This is a genomic window from Algisphaera agarilytica (genome assembly GCF_014207595.1).
GTDB lineage: Bacteria > Planctomycetota > Phycisphaerae > Phycisphaerales > Phycisphaeraceae > Algisphaera > Algisphaera agarilytica.
Genome location: NZ_JACHGY010000001.1, coordinates 2,986,833 through 3,007,553 on the forward strand (window position 1 = coordinate 2,986,833; position 20,721 = coordinate 3,007,553).

The window sequence follows — 20,721 nt, forward strand, 5'->3', positions numbered from 1 at the left end:
TGAGGTGCTGATGGCGTCTGTCGCTGAACATGCTGATGGTGCCGGGGCGGGTCAGGCAGAGGCCGGGGTGCTGGCGCCCGAGGACCTGGCGGAAGTGATCCAGGCGTACTCCGCGGTGGCGGAGCGGCTGCAGGCTTCGCACGAGGCGTTGTCCGGCGAGGTATCTCGTCTGCAGAAAGAACTGGCAGCGAAGAACGAACAGCTCGAACGCAGCAAGCGGCTCTCGGCGCTCGGCGAGATGGCGGCGGGCATCGCTCACGAAATCCGTAATCCCCTGGCGGCGATCCAGCTCTACGCGGAGATGGTGGCCGATGACCTGGAGCCCACGCAGGTCAGCGAACGCAGCCTGTGTTTCGCCGCGGACAATACGCAGAAAATCGCGGACGCGGTCCGCGGGTTGTCGGCCATCGTGAATGACGTGTTGAGCTTTGCTCGACAGATCGAGCCGAAGGTGCGTCGACTGGACGCTGCGGAGGTGTTTCAGCGGGTCGTCGATGCGCATCGCCCGGCAATTGAAGCCCAGGGCGTCGCGGTCGCGGTGGAAGTTGTGGATGGCGTGATTGAAGCGGACCCCGATCTTCTGCATCAGGCGTTGTTGAACCTGGTGCGGAACGCGGTGGACGCGATGGCGGGCCGGGGCGGCGGTCGGCTGACGCTTTCGGCGGGAGCGGGGCGGGTGGTCTTGACCGATACCGGCCCGGGCCTGCCGCAGGAGGTGGTGGATCGCATTTTCAATCCGTTCTTCACGACGCGCAGCACCGGCACCGGGCTGGGGCTGGCGATCGTGCACCGCATCGTTGATGCCCACGGCGGCGCGATCGCGGTACACAACCACGAGCGCCACGGCGGGGCGGTGTTCACGCTCGACCTGCCCCGATCCGAGACGTCCTCGGCCGGGGGTGTCGGGGGTATGGCTTCTGAATCCGAAGTGTTGGAGTCCGCGGTATGAGTACGAAGGTTCTGGTCGTCGATGACAAGCAGATGATGCGCGACTCCGTCGGTGCGACGTTGCAGCGTGCGGGTTACACCGTCGTGGCGGCGTCCAACGGTGAGGTGGCACTTCGCATGGTGGCCAAGCATCGGCCGGCCGCGGTGGTGACCGACCTCAAGATGCCTGAGATGGATGGGCTGGAGTTGCTGCAGCGTCTGGCGCAGTCGGACAGCCAGCTCCCGGTTGTGTTGATGACGGCCTACGGCAACATCAACGACGCGGTCTCGGCGATGAAGGCCGGGGCGTTCGACTTTGTGCAGAAACCCTTTGAAGGCGATCAGCTCAAGATGGTGGTCCGCCGTGCGGTGGAGCACCGCCGGCTTGTCATGGAGAACGCGAACCGTGAAGCGGAGAAGCGGCACGGCAGCGGTCCCGAGTCGCCGCACCTGGTCGGCAAGTCGCCGGCGATGAAGGGCGTCGCTCAGCAGATCCACCAGATCGCGAATTCGGTCGGCACGGTCTTGATTCAAGGGGAATCGGGCACGGGTAAAGAAGTGGTCGCCCGCACGATCCACGCCCACTCGCCCCGGCACGACCGCATCATGCTCTGCCTCAACTGTGCGGCGCTGTCGAGCAGCCTGCTGGAGAGCGAGTTGTTCGGCCACGAGAAGGGCGCGTTCACCGGTGCGGATCAGCTCCGCAAGGGCCGGTTCGAGCTCGCCGACGGCGGCACGCTGCTGCTGGATGAAATCAGTGAGATCAGCCCGACTCTTCAGGCCAAGTTGCTGCGGGTGCTGCAGGAAGGCCAGTTCGAACGCGTCGGCTCTTCGATCACGATGCAGGTCGATGTGCGGGTGATCGCGACGACCAACCGCGATCTGGCGCAGTCGGTGGCGGACGGCACGTTCCGCCAGGACCTGTACTACCGTCTGAATGTCTTGCCGATCGCGTTGCCGCCGCTGAGTCAGCGGGGCGGCGATATCACGCTACTCGCCCAGCACTTCCTGCAGCAGGTGGCGCTGCGTGAAGGCAAGGAAGCCAAGCGATTCGATGAAGAAGCGCAGGCTTTGTTGTCGGCCTATCACTGGCCGGGCAACGTGCGGGAGCTGCAGAACATCTGCGAGCGGGCAAGCGTGTTGTCCAAGGGGCAGGTGATCTCGGGCGGATTGATCCAGCCCTGGCTGTTGACCCTGCCTTCGAGTGCATCGGGTTTCACGCCGTCGCCGCAATCGCTGACCCCTCCTTCGCCGGCTGCGAATGCCGCGGTGATGGGCAGCCCGCCGCTACAGGTAGCTTCGATGGCCGGGGCGAGTGCTCCGGTGTCGGTTGCCGCCGCGATCGGGCAGGAGGTGCGCCCTCTCGAAGAAGTCGAGCGCGACCGCATCGTCCACGCACTGGGGCAGTTCAACGGCAACCGCACGAAGACGGCCGAGGCGCTGGGGATCGGCGTTCGCACGCTGGGCCTGAAACTCAAGAAATGGAAGGAGCAGAACCTCGTTGCGCAGACGATCTGAGGTCAGCTGTGGTGGTTTTTTGCTCGGTTTGGGGCGCAGCTCCAGCGCCTGTGGTGCGCAGGTATTGCGCGGTGGTTTTGCCCGTTTTGCGGTTCCTGGCGGCGGGCGGGGTCGGCACGCGGATTGCGGTAAATCCGGGATGCGTGAGGTGTGCCCATGATTGATGGAATGTTCAACAGCGGTTCCCTGCCGGTGCTCGAGCGGGTGGTTCAATTCACCGGCCAGCGCCACCAGGTCATCGCGAACAACATCGCCAACCTCTCGACGCCGTACTTCCAGCCGAAGGACTTGAGCGTTGAGAAGTTCCAGAAGCAGCTCCGCAAGGCGGTTCACGACCGCCGGGCCACCGAGACGCCCCGCCAGGGCGACCTCCGGTTCCAAGACACACGTGAGTTCCGCTTCCATGCCCACGGCCTCGAAGCCCGCCCGCAGGAGCTCGACGAAAACATCCTGTTCCACGACCGTAACAACCGCGACCTCGAACGCATCATGCAAGATCTCGCCGAAAACACGCTCGCCCACAACGCGGGCCTGGAGATGCTCAAGAGCGAGTTCAACCTGCTGCGGATGGCCATCCGGGGCACGCTCTCCTGACGCGGCGTGAGTGAGAAAGAAGTTCGATCCGAGATTCACTGAGTAAACCAAACATACGAAAGCCAATGCCATGTTCGGCGCCCTAGACACCTCAACCTCCGCCCTCGTCGCCAACCGCATCCGGATGGAAACGGTCGCGGCCAACGTGGCGAACGCCAACAGCATCGAAGATGCCAACGGCGAGAACGTGCCTTTCCGCCGTCGGATCGCCATCCTCAGCGAAGGCGACGCCGCCACGGGGAAGGCTGAGGGAGTGCACGTGCGTCAGATCATGCACGACCCCGCGCCCTTCATGAAAAAGCATCTGCCGAAACACCCGCTGGCGGATAAGGACGGCTACGTCAAATTCCCCAACATCAACACGATCAACGAACAAGTGAACGCCCTTGAGATCGCCCGGGCCTACGAGGCCAACATCCAGGCCGCCGAGGCCACCAAGGCCATGATGCAGTCGGCCCTCCGCCTGCTGGCCTGAGCGATCGTCGTCATCTAACGCAATAACCCCGCACCGCCATTTAGCCCGAGTCCAACATGCCCGATCCACTGGGTCTCATCAATCCGAATCAAGGCGTCAGCCCGCTCCAGCCCGGCAAGCCTCTGGCCGCCCCCAAGGTCGAGGGCCCGGGGTTTAAAGACGTGCTGATGAAAAACATCGAACAGGTCAGCAAGCTCCAGAAGGACGCGGAGGTGGCCTACGAAGACTTTGCCACCGGCGACCGCAACGACATCGATGGCGTCATGATGGCCAAACAGAAAGCAGATATCGCGTTCCAGATGCTGATGCAGGTGCGCAACAAGATGATGGACGCCTACGAAGAGGTGAAACAGATCCGAGTCTAAGGCGACAAGGCATAGTGATGAGTAAACAGTGAACAGTGATGAGTAAAGACAAGAGCATCGGGTAGCAGAGTCGGCGGAGCCACTCAACACTCGTCACTGTTCACTCATCACTGAAGTAAGGCAGGAGGCCGACCCAAGATGGATTTTGCTAGGAAATATTGGACGACGATCCGGGCGCAGATGGAAGGTCTGCCCGCTTCGACCAAGCTGCTGATCGGCTCGCTGGTGGTGATCATGCTGCTGGTCGGGTTTATCGCGTTGCTCTACGCGGGCAAGCCCCAGACGGTGCCGATCAGTCGTTTCGCCGACGGCCGCAGCGAAGAAGTCGTTGCCCGCCTCGACGCCTCGGGCATCTCCGCCGAGATCAAGAACGGCCAGGTCTACGTGCCCGCCACCAAGCGTATCGATGCGATCGCCCTGCTGGCCCGCGAAGACATGCTCTCGGAAAACGCCTCGACCGCGTTCGCCGACATCACCGGCAACCCCTGGGAAACCGACGCCCAGGGCGACCGCAAATACTTGCTCGCCATGCAGAATTACCTCAGTGTGGTGGCCCGGAAGATCGACGGGATCCGTTCCGCCGACGTGGTTATCTCGCTGCCCGAGCGTGTCGGCTTCGGGCGAACCGGGGTCCGGCCCTCGGCGTCGGTCACCGTCACGATGAACGGCAGCCAGGCCGTGGGCAAGCACCGCGTCGAGTCGCTGGCCAGCCTGGTGAGCGGGGCGGTGGCCGAGCTGCGTCCGCAGGACGTGATGGTGATCGACGCGAACAACGGCCGGCAGCACACCGTCGCGGATGAGGACGATGTCGTTCCGACCGAAGTCATCGAACTCGTCCGCCACCAGGAAGAGTACCACCGCAAGAAGATCGAAGACACGCTCCGCACCATCCCCGGCGTCATCGTCGCGGTCCGCGTCAGTACCAACCCGATCCGCCGTGAGGTGCGTGAGGAACGCAAGTTCTCCGATACCGAGCCGCTTAAAGTCGAGGAAACCAACGAGCTGATCAGCAAGAGCTTTGACCGCGGTGGCGAAGCGGGCGCCCGCCCTAACACCACGCTCACCATCGACCCCGGCGACAACCTCACCCAGGAAACCACCGAGACGATGACCCGCAGCGAGTTCGGCGAGAAGCAGCTCGTCAGCACCTCGCAGATCGAGTTGGCCGGCCACCAGATCGAACAGATCAACGTGACGATCAACGTGCCACGGAGCTACTTCGTCACCATCTACAAGGCGATGAACCCCGAGACGGAAGACGCGCCCGACGCCGCGACGCTCGAGCCGATCCAGGCCGCCGAGATCGAAAAGATCAAGGCGCAGGTCGCGCCGCTGGTCGCGGTCAGCGAAGACGCCCCGGGCATCATCGAGGCCAACATGGTCTACGACATGGCCTTTCTCCAGCCCGAGTTCGCCGGCCCCGGCAGCTCCGGTGGTGGCGGCGTGATGGGCGTGGTGACCGACTCGAACATGGTCGCCATGGCTTCGGCGGGGGGGCTGGCGGTGATCTCGCTGGCGCTCGCGCTGATGATGGTGAAGAAGGCCACCAAGCCCGAGGCGTTGCCCACGGTTGAAGAGTTGGCGGGTGTTCCCCCGGCCCTGCCTACCGATGAGGAATTGATCGGTGAGGCCGACGAGGTCGAGGCCTCGATGGCCGGCCTGGAGGTCAACGAAGAAGAACTACGTACCCGCAACCTCGCCGACCAGATCAACGAGATGATCAAGTCGTCGCCGAACGACGCGGGCAGCTTGCTGGGCAAATGGGTCCAGGCCGAGGACTGAGTGCAGTCGCCGGGATGGCCCGGCGGATGAGGTTAAACGATGTTTAAATCCATCAAACCCACCGATACGATCGACGACCTGAGCGGCGTGCGCAAGGCGGCGGTGCTGCTGCTGGCCCTCGATGGCGAGGCGTCCGGCATGGTGCTCAAGACCATGCCCACACAGGCGGTCGAAGAGGTGACGCGCGAGCTGGCGAGCATCGGCAGCGTGCCGCCGCGGCTGCGTGACGAGGTGGTGACCGAGTTCTACAACCTCGCGGTTTCGCAGAGCTGGGCGGTGGAAGGCGGGCTCGAAAACGCCCGGATGCTGCTGGCCAACAGCCTGTCCAAGGAAGACGCCGACGCGATCATGCAGCGGATCAGCCACCAGGTCCGCAAGACGCCGTTCGCGTTCCTGCAGAAGGCCGAGAGCTCGAACCTGCTGACGTTTATCCAGGACGAGCACCCGCAGACCATCGCCTTGATCGTCAGCCACCTGCAATACGCCAAGGCCTCGGAAATCCTGGGCGGCCTGCCCACGGCCAAGCAGATCGAGGTCGTGAAGCGCGTCGCCAACATGGAGCAGACCAACCCCGAGGTCATCAGCGAAGTCGAGAAGGGCCTCGAAGCCCGCTTGGCGAATATGCTCAACCAGTCGTTCGAAAAGCTCGGCGGCATCAACAGCGTGGCGGAGATGCTCAACCTCACCGACCGCACCACCGAGAAGTCGATCATGGAAGGCCTTGAGGCCGACGACCCCGACCTGGTCGAAGAGATCCGCCGGCTGATGTTTGTCTTCGAAGACATCAACCTCGTCGACGACAAGGGCATCCAGGCGGTGCTCAAGGAAGTCGAGAACGACGAGTTGTCGCTGGCCCTCAAGACCGCCAGCCAGGACCTGCAGGACAAGATTTTCCGCAACATGTCCGAGCGTGCCGCCACGCTTATCGCCGAGGACATGGAATTCATGGGCCCGGTCCGCGTCAGCGACGTGGAAGCGGCCCAGCAACGCATCGTCGACATCGTCCGCCGTCTCGAAGACGCCGGCGAGATCATCATCAGCGGCCGCGGCGGTGACAAGGATTTGGTGGTGTAGGGGTTGGGGGCTTGGGTGTTAGGGGCTTAGGAACAGAGTCCCAGCCCGCTGCTTCTGCCCAAACTCCACCGATATTCGAAAACTCAAGCCCGCTCGCTAAATCACAAGTCCCAAATCCAAGCCCCTAAGCCCCCAACACCCAAGCCCCCCAATGCCCATCCTCAAGCAACAAGCCAGTCAGCCCCTCATCCGCGACGCGGTGGTGTTGGACTTGGGTGACTTGGGCAAGCAGGCGGCGAAGCTGAAGGCCGCGGCTCAGGCCCGAGCCGAGCAGATTCTGCAGGACGCCCGGGACGAAGCGCAGCGCATCATCGCCGCCGCCGAGCAGACGGGGTTTGATGCGGGGCACGCCAAGGGCTTGGCTCAAGGCATGGAGGAAGGCAAGGCCCAGGGGCACGCCGAGGCGTTGGCCGCGGGCAACGAGCGGGTGCAGCACGTCACCGCGCAGTTCGATGCCGTGGCCAAGGACTGGGACGCCTATCGCACGGAGATGGACCGCGAGGCCCGGTCCGCGGTGCTGCGTTTCGCATTGAAGTTCGCTCAGCAGGTCACACACCGCGTCATCGAGGTAGACCCGGGGGTGATCGCCGATCAGGTCGCCACGGCGTTGTCGCATGTGCTCGAACCCACCGACGTCGCGATCCGCGTGCACCCGGAAGATCAAGCCGCGCTGCGAGAAGTCCTGCCCGACTTGCTCGCTGGGCTTTCGCATCTGCAGCACGTGGACCTGATCGAAGACGAATCGGTGGGGCGGGGCGGCTGCAAGCTCGGTCTGAACGGGGGCGAGGTCGATGCCTCGATCCCGACCCAGATCCGCCGGCTGACCGAAGTCATTCTCCCGGGTGCATCGGCTGAAGATTCGGCACCTTCCGAGGCGGACTCGACCCCATCGCCGACCGAAACCACCGACACGCCGCCGACCGATCCCGAGCTGTAATTCTCACTGTGTTTGCCGACCGGCATCCTGTTCGCTGGAAGTTCATGTAATGCCCGTTCTCGATGCCCAGATCGACCTGCTCGACCGTTGCACCGCGCCGGAATTGCGCGGCACGGTGAAAGAAGTGCGCGGTCTTGCGCTGCGGGTGGCGACGTTGCCCGCGCCGATCGGGGCCATGGTCGAAATTTTCTCGCACGCCGGGAACCGCGCTCAGTCCCCGCCGATCCCCGGCGAAGTCGTCGGGTTCGATGGCCGCGACACCGTGGTCATGCCGCTGGGCTCAGCGTCGGGCGTGAGCCGGGGCGATCACGTCGTCGCGCTGCACAACACCCAGCAGGTCCGCGTCGGGCCCACGCTGCTCGGCCGGGTGCTCAACGGCATGGGCGAACCGATCGACGGCCAGGGCCCGCTGCGTGACACCGTCCCCCAACCGCTGCACCCCGAGCCCGTCGACCCATTGGATCGGCCGCTGATCGATCAACCCCTGGCCACCGGCATGCGGGTGATCGACGCGATGACGCCGCTCGGCATGGGCCAGCGCATGGGCGTGTTTGCGTCGCCGGGCGTGGGCAAGTCCACGCTGCTGGCGAGCTGCGCGAAACACACCGCGGCGGACGTCTCGGTGATCGCGCTCATCGGCGAGCGTGGACGGGAGGTCAAAGACTTCATCGAAAAAGCACTCGGTGCCGACGGCATGGCCCGCAGCGTGGTGGTCTGTGCGACCAGCGACGAGTCCGCATTGATGCGGCTGCGTGCGGCGTGGGTCGGCACGAGCATCGCCGAGTATTTCCGCGACCAGGGGCTGAACGTCATGCTGGTCATGGACTCGGTGACCCGGTTCTGCCAGGCCCAGCGGCAGGTCGGTCTCGCCGCGGGTGAGCCGCCCGCCACCAAGGGCTATCCGCCCAGCGTGTTCGCGACGTTGCCCAAGCTGCTCGAACGCTCGGGCCGCACCAGCCAGGGCTCGATCACCGGGCTGTACTCGGTGCTGGTCGAGGGCGGCGACATGGACGAGCCTATCGCCGACGCCTGCCGGGGCATCCTGGACGGCCACCTGCTGCTCGATCGCAAGCTCGCCGAGCAGGGGCACTACCCCGCGATCGACGTGCCCGGCTCGATCAGCCGTGTCGCCGACGACGTCACCGATGCGAACCACCAGCAGTGGCGCCGCCAGGTCCTGAAGCTGATCGCCGCCCACCGGCAGGTCGAGGACCTGGTGAACATCGGCGCTTATGCCGCGGGTTCCAACCCCGATTTCGACCTGGCCATCACCTGCAAGCCCGCGATCGATCGCCTGCTGCAGCAGGGACGGGGCGAGGTGCAGGGCCAGGCCGACTTCCTGCAAACGACGGCTCAACTCCAGGCCCTCGCACAGCTCCTGGATCAAACCAAACAACAACTCCAAGCACAGACCCGGGCGAATATTCGCCGTAGCTAGTTCCGCTTATGCCCAAGTTCATTTTCCGCTACGAAAGTTTGTTGCAGCACCGCCGCAACCTCGAAGACCAGGCCCAACGCAAGATGGCCGAGCGTGTGCGTACGCAGATGATCCTGACCGATCAGCTCCGCGGGATGCAGCAGCAGATCTCCGACTCCAAGCGCGACCTCGGCGGAGCCCTGGTCGGCAAGGTGGACCTGTCGCAGGTCGGCGAGTTCACGCGGTTCAACGCCGACTCGACCGTGCGCGGCCGGCAACTCGTGCAACGCCTGGCCGAACTCAAAGTGCAGGTCGAAGCCGCCCGGCAACAACTGGTCAACGCGATGCAGCAACGCAAAGCCCTCGACCTGCTGCGTGAGCGTGACCTCAAGAAATGGAAGACCGAGCAGGACCGCAAGGAAACGGCCGAGCTCGACGACCTCGCGTCGCAGGCCTACACCCGCAAGCTCTTTGAAGCTCAGCGTGTGGTGGATGACTCCTCCGACACCCTGAATCAGGAGCGTGTGGCATGAAATCGCTGTTGGCTGCGTTCATCATCTTGATCTTGATCCACCTGATCCTGGCGGTGGGCTTTGTGGGTTGGCTCAAGGCCAGCAACCGGCTCGACGGCGAGCGGGTGCAGGCGGTGGTGGAGATGTTCAAGCCCACGATCGCTGAGGTCGATCAGCTCAAAGCCGAAGCCGAAGCCGCCGAGGCCGAGGCCGCCGCCGCCCGCGATCAACTGATGCGTCTGGAGAGTGTCGCCAAGGGGCCGCAGACCCTGGAAGACCGTCTGGCGCAAAACTTCGAAGCAGATGAATTCGACCTCCACCGTCTCGAACGGCTGAACGCCGAGACCGAAGCGATCCGTCGCCGGCTCGATCAGGACAAAGCCCTGATCGCGCAGGAGTGGGCCGCGCTCCAGGAACAGCAGGCCATCTTCGAGGAGATGGTCAAGGTCCGGACCGCGAGCATGCGGGACGAGGACTTCGATCGCGCGGTCAAAACGCTGGAGCAGCTTCCGCCCAAGCAGGCCAAGGGCGTGGTCCAGCAGTACATCGCCGACGGGCAGATGGAAGAGGTGGTGGACTACCTCGCCGCGATGCAGCTGCGTAAATCCGCCGGCATCCTCAAGGCGTTCAAGAGCGAAGAAGACATCCCGCAAGCCGCCGAGATCCTCGAGCAGCTACGCACCCGCGGCAAAGACCCGTTTGGCCAAGCCACCGCCGGGGGCACATCGGAGCAACCCCAGTCATGAGTGCCCTGGACCTGTTGTCATTGAATCCCGTCGCGGAGCCGAAGTCCCCCGTGCCGTTCCCGGCCGAGACATCGGAAGCGAACGACACGTCGCGCTCGTTTCGCGATGAACTTTCGGAGGCCGAGCCGCGTCCTTCGTCCGAACTTGAGTCTCGCCGCGACGTGACCCGTGAACGGGACGCTCAAGCGGCCGAGGCCCCGGTGTCGGAGCCAACCGAAGAAGCCGCGGCAGCAGATCGGTCGTCCGATGTTGCCACGGATGAAACCGCAGAAGCGCAGGCGGAATCCGCCGAGTCTGAGGTGGCAGCTGAGGGTGAAGTATCAGATGCGTCGGCCGCCACCGAAGGCGAGTCGGATCAGACCGAGTCTCCCGTGGGCGAGTTGGTCTCGGAGTTGATCGCGGCCTTTGAAAACGTGCTGGAAAACAACCCGCTGGCCCAAGCGGTGGAAGGCGCCGCCAACGGCGAGACACCTTCGCCGTTCCCCGGCCTCACCGCGTTGTTCGAGGCGCTCAGCGCCGTGTCCGCGATCACCGGAGCGAATGCCGGGCAGGGCGTGGCCGCCGCGACGACTACGGTGACCCCGCAAACCACCGCACCGGTGCTTCCCGCCACGGGCGCCGCCAACGCAACGGCCTCGGTGACGACCATCGCCCCCGAAAACGCCTCGGCCCAAACTCAGACCGGCCAGCAGTTTTCCGAGGGGCAAAGCCAATCCGGGTTCACCCAAGGTCAGGCCGACCCCGGCGTGACCGAGGCGAAGCCGGGCTCGTCCAACGTGTTGCCCGCCACGGCGCTGCCCGGAAGCGAAACCGCCGCGAGCCGAACCGCCGCGCAGCCGGTGTCGCCCCTGGTGAACAGCGCCACGCAGGCGGGGACCGACGTCTCGGCCCGCCTCGCCCCGACCGGGCAGCCCAACCAGAACACCACCGACGCGCTCAACGCCGCACGCCTGTCGCGTGGCCTGAGCAACGCCGTCAACCAGCAGGGCGGGGCGGTCACGCTTCGATTGACCCCGCCGGAGATGGGCACGGTGCGTATCCAATTGAACCTGCAGGGCTCGAACGTCTCGGCCCAGTTCCACGCCGAGACCGATTCGGCTCAGCGTTTGCTGACCCAGCAACTCGGCCAACTCCGCAGCTCGCTCGAATCCCAGGGCCTGAACGTCGAGAAGCTCGGCGTGCAATCGATGAGTTCGTCATCGAACTCGTCCAGCCTGCAGCAGCAGGCCAACAGCGACAGCCAGCAATCCCAAACCAACGCGGACGGCCGAAGCCGTGGGCAGTTCAACCAGTCTTCGCAGCAAGACGGCCAGGGTGACGGGGCAGCCGACGACAGCCCGGCACCCGCCGACTTCACCCAGATATTCAATGCAGACCTGAGCAACACCGAAACAGAAACCGCTCCCGCCAACCCGGCGCTGGGAGCCGCGTAACCCGTTCAACGCTGAACGTCTTGGAGACATCCGATGTCCGCCATCTCATCGACGACCAACAACCCGCTGATCTCCTTCACTTCCGATGCCCAGGCCGTCGCGCAGACGCCGCGGGTCGAGGCCGGCGCGTCGAACCCCTTCGCCGAGGTCTCCAGTGAGGAGTGGCTGAACATCATCCTCGAAGAGCTGTCCAACCAGGACCCCTTCGAGCCCAACGACACCTCCGCGACGCTCGAACAGCTCAACAGCCTCCGCAGCATTGAGAGCGATCTGTCGCTGCAGGATCAGCTCCAAGCATTGGTGTTGCAGAACTCCATCGGCCAGGCGGGCTCGCTCATCGGCCGCGAGGTCGAGGGCCTGAGTAACAGCGGACTCAACGTCACCGGCATTGTTTCCTCGGTCCGCGTGGTCGACGACAAGTCGCAGCTCCAGCTCGAGAGCGGGTCGACCATCGAGTTCAGCAACGTGACCAGCGTGTCGAGCGTGGCCCCGTCCGCCGCAACGCCGCAGACCACCGCGACCGACGACGCGAATGTCCAGGCGATCAATGATGCGCTCGCGGGCCTGCTTAACGGAAATAACACCGATTCGAACACCCCGGACGAGGAGGCCGAGTCGACGCTGTGACCAAGGGCACGGACCTACTGCGACTGCTCGAGCCGACGGTGCGACCCGTGTCGCCGGTGAAGCCGACCGGCGGTGTGGCCGGGGTGAAGACCGGCGAGCTGCCGTTCGAAGCCCAGGACTTCGACACGCTGCTGGCGTCCGTGCGTGAGGGGCAACCGGTCCAAGCCATCGCCGAGACCACCGAGCCCGCAGCGACCGCCGCCAAAGCACCCGACCCGCTCGACACCCTGGCCGCCTTCGGCCGCATCGAAAACCCCGGGCTCCGCGAGCTGATCGCGCAGCAACGCCAACAAGCCTCGCCCAACGCAACGACCCCACCCCACGCCGCCGCCTGACCTGAAGCGACCGCGCACAACCGCAGAGGATTCTCATGGGACTGACCACATCGCTCTACACCGGACTGACCGGCCTCGCCGCCAACTCGCAGACCATCGACGTCACCGGTAACAACATCGCCAACGTCAATACCAACGCCTTCAAGTCCAGCCGGGTGAACTTCGAGACCGCCATCGCCCAGACGCCCCGCTCCGGCTCGGCGCCCTCGGGCCAGATCGGCGGCACCAACCCCGCGCAGGTCGGCTTGGGTACCCGCCTCGGTTCGATCACCGCCGACTTCTCCAACGGGGCGCTCAGCTCCACCGGCGTTTCCACCGACCTCGCCATCGAGGGCGACGGCTTCTTCGTGGTGGACGACAACGGCTCGCAACGCTTCACCCGCAACGGCAACTTCTCACTCGACCGCGACTTCAACCTCACCACCGCCGCCGGCGGACTCGTGCAGGGCTACGGCGTGGACGAAGACTTCAACGTGGTCGAGGGCGTGCTCACCGACATCACCATCCCGATCGGCGTCACCACCATCGCCAGCCCGACCACCGAGGTGAAGTTCGCCGGCAACCTGAACGCCGGCGGCGACATCGCCACGCAGGGCTCGATCACCGATTTCGAGCAGCTCTTCTCCGACGCCGGTGCCACCGTGCCCGCGACCGGAGCGACCGCGCTGACCGCGCTCACCAAGGCCGACCTGACCAACCCGTTCGCCTTGGGCGACGTGATCACCATTAGCGGCGCGACCCGCGGCGGCTCGGCAATCCCCGACCGCACCTTCGAGATCAACGCCGCGCCGACCCTCGGCGTGAACGCCGACGCCAACGGCACCACGCTCCAGGACTTCGCCGACTTCCTCGACAACATCTTCGGGATCGATCAGACCGCCGTCCCGGCCGGTGTGTCCATCGCCGGCGGGGTGCTCAGCGTCACCGGCAACGTCGGCAGCGCCAACGGCATCAGCTTCGACGACACCAACCTCATCGTGAACCAGGGCACCGCGCCCTCGACGCCCCTGCAGCTCAACACCAGCCAGCAGGCCGACGGCGAATCGACCCTGACCACCTTTGCCGCCTTCGACTCGCTGGGCAACCCGCTGACGGTCAACCTCGTCACCACGCTGGTGACCAAGGACGCCAACGGAACGCAGTGGAGCTTCAGCGCCACCGCCGAGGACGACACCGACATCGACACGTTCCTGGGCACGGGCACCGCGAACTTCGACACCGAGGGCCAGTTCATCGGGCTCAACAACGCCGGGCTGACGCTCGACCGGGCCAACACCGGTGCGGAGAACCCGTTGCAGATCGCCCTGGCGTTCACCGACCCGTTCGGCTCGGTGACCGCGCTGGTCGACCAGAGCACCGAGTTGCGGACGCTGTCCCAGGATGGCTTCCCGATCGGCAGCCTCGAAGACTTCGACATCAGCCTCGACGGCGTGATCACCGGCTCGTTCACCAACGGCCTCCGCCGCACGCTCGGCAAGGTGCCGCTGGCGACCTTCGCCAACAACAACGGCCTGCGGCAGGTCGGCGGCTCGCTCTACGAAGCCGAGAACAACTCGGGCAATCCCGCGATCGTCTCGGCCGGTGTTGCCGGGGCCGGCAGCGTGGTCTCCCGGGCCTTGGAGCTGTCGAACGTGGAATTGTCGGAGGAGTTCGTCAACCTCATCACCGCTTCGACCGGTTTCTCGGCGAGTTCCCGGGTGATCACGACCAGCGACGACCTGATCCAGGAACTGTTGACACTCGTTCGGTAAGTCATCGCCACCTTTAGCCCCGGGCTCGGCCCGGGGGCAAGGGTGATCGCGTCCCCGGGCGGAGCCCGGGGCTAATGGGGACCATGATTTGATCACCGTCACCCGCCTTAACGGCAAACAGTTCGTCATCAACGCCGAGTTGATCCGCACCGTCGAATCGAACCCCGATACGACGATCACGCTGATCAACGGCGACCATTTCATTGTGCGCGAGCCCATGCAGGATGTGGTCGAGCTCGCGATCGATTACGGCCGAAGCCTGCGTCGGCTGAACCCGCCTTCGTGACCGCGGTTCAATGGGCCGGGCGATCGGGGCGGCATACGTGGAGAGGCGGTTTCGTGTTTCTCAATCTTTCGGAGTTGGACGGCCGATAAACCACTGGCTCCCGCCATGGACGGGCGGGGTTGAGGACTGTCATGGATTTAGGCTTACTATTTGGTTTCCTCGGCACGTGGGCGCTGGTGGCGTGGGCGCTGTTCAGCGGCTCGGGCGGCAACATCGGGATGTACGTCGATATCCCGTCGGTCGTGATCGTCTGCGGCGCGTCGATGACGATCGTGTTCTTCTGCTTCCCGGCGGCCAACGTGAAGAACATCATCGGGGCCTCCAAGAAAGCCTTCTTCTGGAAGTCCGGCTCGATCGAGAAGCTGATCGAAGACATGGTCAGCTACGCCGAGATCGCCCGCCGCGACGGCATCCTCAGCCTCGAAGCCACCTGCAAAGAAATCGAAGACCCGTTTGTCGTTCAGGGCATCCAGATGGCCGTCGACGGCACGGACCCCGAGCTGATCGAGCAGATCATGATCAACGACCTCGACACCCTCGTCGAGCGGCACGAAACCAGTAAGGGCCTCTGGGAAGCGATTAACAAGTACGCCCCGGCGATGGGCATGATCGGTACGCTCGTCGGCCTGGTCGCCATGCTCGCCGACCTGTCGGACCCCAGTGCGATCGGTGCCGGCCTCGCGGTCGCGCTGCTCACCACGATGTACGGCGCGATGGTCAGCAACATGCTCGCCGGCCCCATGGCCGACCGCTTGGGGCGACGCTCGGCCGAGGAAGTGATGTACAAGACGATCATCGTGAAAGGTGTGATGTCGATCCAGAGCGGCGACAACCCCCGCGTGGTCGAACAGAAGCTGCGGACGTTCCTGCCGCCCGCGATGCGGCCGGCGGCTGACGAAGACGCGGCGTAGGGATTTATGATTTCAGATTTTAGATTTCAAATGTTGAAAGCCGTTTCAATCTGAAATCTGAAATCGCAAATCTGAAATTGGCTTATGGCTGACAAATGCAAATGCCCGCCCGCCGGTGCCCCCGAGTGGATGACGACTTACGGCGACATGATGACGCTGCTGCTGTGCTTCTTCGTGCTCATCGTGTCGTTTAGCGAAATCAAGAAAGACGAAACCTTCCAGGCGGTCATCGAGCACATCCAGCAGGCGTTCGGCATGATGGGCGGCGGCGGCAAGATCCCCATCACCGACGACCCGGCCCTGTCGCTCATTGAACGCCTCGACGCGCTTCGACTCAAACAGGAGAAAGTGCCCAACCGCAGCAACACCAAGGACCCCGGACAGGAGGGCCGTGAGCCGCAGGTGACCAAGGTTCGCGAGGGCATGATGATTGCGACCGGCGGCCGAATAACCTTCGAGCCCGGATCAGCCGATCTATCCGAAGAGGCCAAGGAAAGCCTCCGCCAGCTCGCTGAAGTGTTCAAGGGCTGGGAAAACCTGGTGGAACTGCGTGGCCACGCCGCGTCGTTGGAGATGCCCGAGGGCGGGAACGGCACGTTCTCGGACCTTTGGCACCTCAGCCACGCCCGGTCGAAGTCGGTTTTCGATTACCTGACCCAGGAACTCGAGATCGACCCCGCCCGCTTCCGGCTGACGGCGAACGCCGATCGCGAGCCGCTCGACGCCCGGGCTGCGGATACGGACGACGCCGAGAAGAACCGCCGGGTTGAGGTGCTGGTCAGCGAATCGTTGAAACAAGATTTCACCGAACCCGAGACCGGTAGCCGAAGCTAATACAGACCCGAATTGCAGGCATAAGAACTCATCATGGCAGACGAAACCCCCGAAGCCGCTCCCGAGGGCGGCGAAGAAACCAAGAAAAAAGGCTTGCCGCTGATGCCCATCATCGCGGTGGCGGCCGTGCTGCTGATCGAAGCGGTGGCGATCGTGGCGCTGTTCATGTTCAGCGGCGGCCCGTCCGAGGTGAAGGCCGAGCCGGGCGTGGTCGACGAGTTGGCCGCGTTGGAAGAGCCCGCCGAGATCCTGGTGCTCACTGGCAAGTTCCAGAACACCAAGTCCGGCCGCAGCTTCATGTACGATACCGAGATCTACATCGTCACCAAACAGAAGCACTTCGACACGATGACGATGAAGAAAGAAGCCATGCAGGCTTCGATCACCAAGGACATCACGACCATCTTCCGCCGGGCCGAGCCCTCGCACCTGCGTGAGCAGGAGCTGGCGACGCTGACCCGCCAGGTGAGCGCGGCGTTAGAAAACCGTTTCGGAAATGATGAAAACGAAGAGCCTTTCATTCAGGAAGTCCTGATCACCAAGTGTATGGAATTCGCCTCGGACTACTGATCTGAGAGCGTACGATGCGGGCCCGCAGCGACGGGCCGTGTCGGTCCGGGCTTTGATGGAATTCAATTAACGCATCAGCACCATGGCAGAAGAAGCACAACCCGAAGTCGCCGACGACGAGTTCATCTCTCAGATGCTGGCCGAGGCCCAGTCCTCGGTCGATGAGATCACCGCGGCGGTGGGGGGCGGGCCCGTTCCCGATACCGACCGCGGCATCGACCTGCTCGGCGACGTGGACCTGGATGTCTCGATCGAGCTCGGCCGGACCGAGATGTTGGTCGAAGACGTGCTCAAACTGCAATCCGGCAGTGTGGTAGAGTTGGACAAGCTCGCCGGCGACCCAGTGGACGTGTACGTCAACGGCCGGATCGTCGCTCGCGGCGAAGTACTGGTACTCAACGACAACTTCTGCATCCGTGTCAGCGAGATCTTGGCGGATCTTGAAGAGCAGGCCGAAGTGGTCAAGCAGGAACAGCAGGACGCCGCGGAGCAAGCCGACGAGCAGAACGCGGAACAGGAAACGCCCGAAGCGATGAACGCCGAAGCCAACAGCGACGGCTGACCGAACTGAATAACACGTGTGCGCAATGGTGTGGCAGGATGCCCGCCTCGCGAACCAACACACGAACACCCCGAGAAGCACCCCGGCCAGGAGGGCCACGTGCACCGGACACCGAACTTCATTTTTCCCCACGGACTCGCTGCGCTGCTGCTTTGCGCGCTGCTATCGGTGTCGGCCTGGTCGCAGGAGGCTTCCAACGGGGTCGCACCCGAAGGGGCGGAGCAACGACTGGCGGAGTTGGCCGAGCGTTACGCCGGGGCGGCGGACGAATCATCCAAGCCGGTGGCGGCCGAGTCGGTGGACACAGAGTCGGCCGAGATCGAAGATACCCCGCTGGGGTTCGCGGCGCAGGTGGATGACAGCGCCGCTTCGATCGAGCCGCCGGCCGGGGGCTGGGCGTTGTCGACTCTGGCGGCGCTGGGCGTCGTGATCGCGATGATCTTCGGGGCGCGTTGGCTTTACACGAAGATGGGCGGGGCGGTGGTCGCAAGGCCGTCGCCGGTGGTCGAGGTGTTGTCACGCACGCCGGTCGCGCCGAAGAACCACGTCTTGCTGCTGCGTGTGGGCCAGCGGGTGCTGGTGGTGGGTGATTCCTCGTCGGGGCTGAACACGCTGGCGGACGTGACGGACCCCGAAGAAGTCGCGTCGCTGCTACAGGCGGTGAGCACGCACAGCGACCGCAGCGTGAGCAAGAACTTCAACTCGCTGGTCTCGCGGTTCAACACGGAATACGACGGCAAGGCCCGCGTCGGGCTCGAAGGCGGCGACGCGAGCGAGGTCCACCTCGACCGCACCCGCGATTCGCTCTCGGGCCTGGCCTCGAAACTGCGCAACCTCGGCGGCAGAGGGGGGGCGGTGTGAAGCGGTACGTGGGGCTCGTGGTGGCGATGTACATCGTGGCGCTGTTCGGCACCGCCGCCTTGGGTCAGGATGCGCCCGCAGCCGACGGAGGCAACGCGCCGCTGGACCCGTTTAACCCGATCTCGATCCTGGAAAACGCCGACAGCGCCTTGCCGATCGGCTCCGGCACGGACAGCAACCCTTCGGCGCAGAACGCCCCGTCGGTCGATGGCGGCCTGAGCGCTTCGCTCTCGATCGTTCTTCTGCTGACCGTCCTGTCGCTCGCCCCGGCGATCCTGGTGATGTGCACCAGTTTCACGCGGATCATTGTCGTGTTGGCGCTCTTGCGTCAGGCGGTGGGCACGCAGGCGCTCCCGCCGTCGCAGGTGTTGGTGGGGCTGTCGTTGTTCATGACGGTGTTGATCATGATGCCGACGTTCGAGCGGATCAACAGCGAGGCGCTGCAGCCGCTGCAGGCGGGGCAGATCGATCAGATCCAGGCGTGGGAACGCACCAAGCAGCCGCTACGCGACTTCATGTTTGATCAGATCGACCACGCGAACAACTGGGACAGCGTGTACATGTTCATGGAGTACCGCGGGCAGGACACGTCCAACCCCGAAGAGCTCCGCCGCAAGGATGTGGACATGATCACGCTGGTACCGGCGTTCATTCTGAGCGAGCTGAAGGTGGCGTTCCTGATGGGGTTCCGGCTGTATCTGCCGTTTTTGGTGATCGACATGGTGATCAGCAGTGTGTTGATCTCGATGGGCATGATGATGCTCCCGCCGATTTTCATCTCGCTGCCGTTCAAGTTGTTGTTGTTTGTGTTGGTGGACGGTTGGCGGCTCGTGGCCGGCAACCTGCTCAATAGTTTTGCGGTGCCGGGGGTGACGACATAGGCGCACGCCCATTAGCCCCGGGCTTTGCCCGGGGGCTGTCGCAGGCGGAAAACACGCCCCCCGGGCAGAGCCCGGGGCTAAGAGAAACGAAATATGCCATTCGACCAAGCCATCCAACTCGTGCGTGAGACGCTGACGCTGATGTTGTTTCTCTCGGCCCCGATCCTGCTGGTCGCGTTGGCTGTCGGTCTGGTCATCAGCGTGATCCAGGCGGCCACGCAGCTGCAGGAGCAGACCCTGAGCTTCGTCCCCAAGATCCTGGGGATGGGCGTTGTCGCGATCCTGACCGCGCCCTGGACTTTCACGAAGATCATGGACTTCTCCGCTCGCATGTTCGGAGGTTGGTGAATGCTCGATCTTGATTGGAGCCATTCAACGCCAAGACGCCAAGAGGCCAAGACGTCAAGGGAAATCCAAAGCACCATTCATCTTGGCGTCTTGCATATTTCTGGGACCGGCGCATGGTGAACCTGACGCCGCTGATCGATCACCTGCCCGCGTGGCTGATGGTGCTGTTCCGGCTGACGGGCATTTTTCTGCTCGCCCCGGTGTTCGGCAGCCGGACGATCCCGCGGATCGTCAAGGTGTTCATGATCGTTGGGCTTTCGCTGTGCGTGTACCCGATGCTTATGGCCAAGGGCCACACCGCCTCCGCCTCGCTGGCCGGGATCATCGGCACCGACGCCTCGGGCATGCTGACGCTGTCGCTGTGGAACCTGCTGCCCATCGTCGCGATCGAGTTGCTGATGGGCTACGTGATCGGCTACTGCGCCTCGCTGCCGCTCATCGGCATGCAGATCGGCGGTCAGGTCATCGACCAGCAGATGGGCATCAGTGCCGGCGGCGTGTTCAACCCCGATCTCGATGCCGAGGCGGGCGTGATGGGCCAGCTCTACTTCCTGGCCGGGCTGACCGTCTTCCTCATCATCGGCGGGCACCACGCGATCCTGCTCACCCTCGTCGGCAGCTTCGAGCTCATCCCCATCGGCGGGTTCGGCACGACGGGCGTCGAGATGAGCTCGGCCGTCGGTTTGGTGGTGGGGCTGCTCAACGTGATGTTCGACATGGCGCTGCGGATCGCGATGCCGCTCTTGTGCATCCTGTTCCTGCTGCGGGTGGCGATGGGCTTCATCGGGCGGACCGTCCCGCAGATGAACATCCTCAGCGTCGGCTTCATTTTCTACATCCTGGCGGGCGCCCTGGTCCTGGTCGTGGGTGCCACGGCGACGATGACGGTCTTTCGCGACACTTTGCAAGAAACTCTTCAACAAGTCTTGTCCATTTTTACGATGAACTAGTTAGAGTACTAAGTTCACTCGCCAA

The 20,721-nt window shown here is 64.1% G+C and carries 24 protein-coding genes; all 24 read left to right on the forward strand.

Annotated elements, in window-relative coordinates; translation table 11 throughout:
* The first annotated feature begins 10 nt into the window (after nt 1-10).
* Entirely contained in the window at nt 11-949 is a 939-nt protein-coding gene (locus HNQ40_RS12860) for a sensor histidine kinase (protein ID WP_184678228.1), read from the forward strand.
* A complete protein-coding gene (locus HNQ40_RS12865) occupies nt 946-2,445 on the forward strand; it encodes a sigma-54-dependent transcriptional regulator (protein ID WP_184678229.1) in 1,500 nt (499 codons plus the stop codon). The genes HNQ40_RS12860 and HNQ40_RS12865 overlap by 4 nt, the downstream gene beginning before the upstream one ends.
* Before the next feature lie 156 nt (nt 2,446-2,601).
* Nucleotides 2,602-3,039: a flagellar basal body rod protein FlgB gene (gene flgB / locus HNQ40_RS12870; RefSeq protein WP_184678230.1), complete on the forward strand. Its 438-nt coding sequence runs from the start codon at nt 2,602-2,604 to the stop codon at nt 3,037-3,039.
* Nucleotides 3,040-3,109: 70 nt separating this feature from the next.
* Complete coding sequence (gene flgC, locus HNQ40_RS12875) at nt 3,110-3,514, forward strand: flagellar basal body rod protein FlgC (RefSeq protein ID WP_184678231.1); 405 nt, start codon at nt 3,110-3,112, stop codon at nt 3,512-3,514.
* Between the two features lie 56 nt (nt 3,515-3,570).
* Nucleotides 3,571-3,879: a flagellar hook-basal body complex protein FliE gene (fliE, locus tag HNQ40_RS12880; RefSeq protein ID WP_184678232.1), complete on the forward strand. Its 309-nt coding sequence runs from the start codon at nt 3,571-3,573 to the stop codon at nt 3,877-3,879.
* A 138-nt stretch (nt 3,880-4,017) separates the two neighbouring features.
* Entirely contained in the window at nt 4,018-5,661 is a 1,644-nt protein-coding gene (locus HNQ40_RS12885) for a hypothetical protein (RefSeq protein WP_184678233.1), read from the forward strand.
* A 39-nt stretch (nt 5,662-5,700) separates the two neighbouring features.
* The gene (fliG, locus tag HNQ40_RS12890) at nt 5,701-6,735 is read left to right on the forward strand and encodes a flagellar motor switch protein FliG (RefSeq protein ID WP_184678234.1); all 1,035 of its coding nucleotides are present in this window, start codon (nt 5,701-5,703) and stop codon (nt 6,733-6,735) included.
* Nucleotides 6,736-6,886: 151 nt separating this feature from the next.
* Nucleotides 6,887-7,672: a FliH/SctL family protein gene (locus tag HNQ40_RS12895; RefSeq protein WP_184678235.1), complete on the forward strand. Its 786-nt coding sequence runs from the start codon at nt 6,887-6,889 to the stop codon at nt 7,670-7,672.
* A gap of 49 nt (nt 7,673-7,721) precedes the next feature.
* Complete coding sequence (locus HNQ40_RS12900) at nt 7,722-9,110, forward strand: FliI/YscN family ATPase (RefSeq protein ID WP_184678236.1); 1,389 nt, start codon at nt 7,722-7,724, stop codon at nt 9,108-9,110.
* Nucleotides 9,111-9,118: 8 nt separating this feature from the next.
* A complete protein-coding gene (fliJ, locus tag HNQ40_RS12905) occupies nt 9,119-9,622 on the forward strand; it encodes a flagellar export protein FliJ (protein ID WP_184678237.1) in 504 nt (167 codons plus the stop codon).
* Nucleotides 9,619-10,347: a hypothetical protein gene (locus HNQ40_RS12910; protein ID WP_184678238.1), complete on the forward strand. Its 729-nt coding sequence runs from the start codon at nt 9,619-9,621 to the stop codon at nt 10,345-10,347. The genes fliJ and HNQ40_RS12910 overlap by 4 nt, the downstream gene beginning before the upstream one ends.
* The gene (locus HNQ40_RS12915; protein ID WP_184678239.1) at nt 10,344-11,780 is read left to right on the forward strand and encodes a flagellar hook-length control protein FliK; all 1,437 of its coding nucleotides are present in this window, start codon (nt 10,344-10,346) and stop codon (nt 11,778-11,780) included. Before HNQ40_RS12910 ends, HNQ40_RS12915 begins: the two co-directional genes overlap by 4 nt.
* Before the next feature lie 33 nt (nt 11,781-11,813).
* Nucleotides 11,814-12,407: a flagellar hook capping FlgD N-terminal domain-containing protein gene (locus tag HNQ40_RS12920; RefSeq protein WP_184678240.1), complete on the forward strand. Its 594-nt coding sequence runs from the start codon at nt 11,814-11,816 to the stop codon at nt 12,405-12,407.
* Nucleotides 12,404-12,742 (forward strand): hypothetical protein, encoded by a 339-nt coding sequence (locus HNQ40_RS12925; RefSeq protein WP_184678241.1) that lies wholly within the window; start codon nt 12,404-12,406, stop codon nt 12,740-12,742. Before HNQ40_RS12920 ends, HNQ40_RS12925 begins: the two co-directional genes overlap by 4 nt.
* Nucleotides 12,743-12,777: 35 nt before the next feature.
* Complete coding sequence (locus HNQ40_RS12930) at nt 12,778-14,493, forward strand: flagellar hook protein FlgE (protein WP_184678242.1); 1,716 nt, start codon at nt 12,778-12,780, stop codon at nt 14,491-14,493.
* A gap of 88 nt (nt 14,494-14,581) precedes the next feature.
* Nucleotides 14,582-14,779: a flagellar FlbD family protein gene (locus HNQ40_RS12935; protein ID WP_184678243.1), complete on the forward strand. Its 198-nt coding sequence runs from the start codon at nt 14,582-14,584 to the stop codon at nt 14,777-14,779.
* A 131-nt stretch (nt 14,780-14,910) separates the two neighbouring features.
* Nucleotides 14,911-15,690 carry a motility protein A gene (locus HNQ40_RS12940; RefSeq protein ID WP_184678244.1) on the forward strand — a complete coding sequence of 260 codons (780 nt, stop codon included), beginning with the start codon at nt 14,911-14,913 and terminating at the stop codon, nt 15,688-15,690.
* An 84-nt stretch (nt 15,691-15,774) separates the two neighbouring features.
* Nucleotides 15,775-16,524, forward strand: a complete 750-nt coding sequence (locus HNQ40_RS12945; RefSeq protein WP_184678245.1) for an OmpA/MotB family protein — start codon at nt 15,775-15,777, stop codon at nt 16,522-16,524.
* A 33-nt stretch (nt 16,525-16,557) separates the two neighbouring features.
* Complete coding sequence (locus HNQ40_RS12950) at nt 16,558-17,094, forward strand: hypothetical protein (protein ID WP_184678246.1); 537 nt, start codon at nt 16,558-16,560, stop codon at nt 17,092-17,094.
* 82 nt (nt 17,095-17,176) lie between these two features.
* Entirely contained in the window at nt 17,177-17,656 is a 480-nt protein-coding gene (gene fliN / locus HNQ40_RS12955; RefSeq protein ID WP_184678247.1) for a flagellar motor switch protein FliN, read from the forward strand.
* A 99-nt stretch (nt 17,657-17,755) separates the two neighbouring features.
* Entirely contained in the window at nt 17,756-18,517 is a 762-nt protein-coding gene (locus tag HNQ40_RS18650; protein WP_184678248.1) for a FliO/MopB family protein, read from the forward strand.
* A complete protein-coding gene (gene fliP, locus HNQ40_RS12965) occupies nt 18,514-19,398 on the forward strand; it encodes a flagellar type III secretion system pore protein FliP (protein ID WP_315852778.1) in 885 nt (294 codons plus the stop codon). Before HNQ40_RS18650 ends, fliP begins: the two co-directional genes overlap by 4 nt.
* Nucleotides 19,399-19,491: 93 nt before the next feature.
* Complete coding sequence (fliQ, locus tag HNQ40_RS12970; RefSeq protein WP_184678249.1) at nt 19,492-19,746, forward strand: flagellar biosynthesis protein FliQ; 255 nt, start codon at nt 19,492-19,494, stop codon at nt 19,744-19,746.
* Between the two features lie 113 nt (nt 19,747-19,859).
* Nucleotides 19,860-20,696 (forward strand): flagellar biosynthetic protein FliR, encoded by an 837-nt coding sequence (locus HNQ40_RS12975; protein WP_184678250.1) that lies wholly within the window; start codon nt 19,860-19,862, stop codon nt 20,694-20,696.
* Nucleotides 20,697-20,721: the final 25 nt, after the last annotated feature.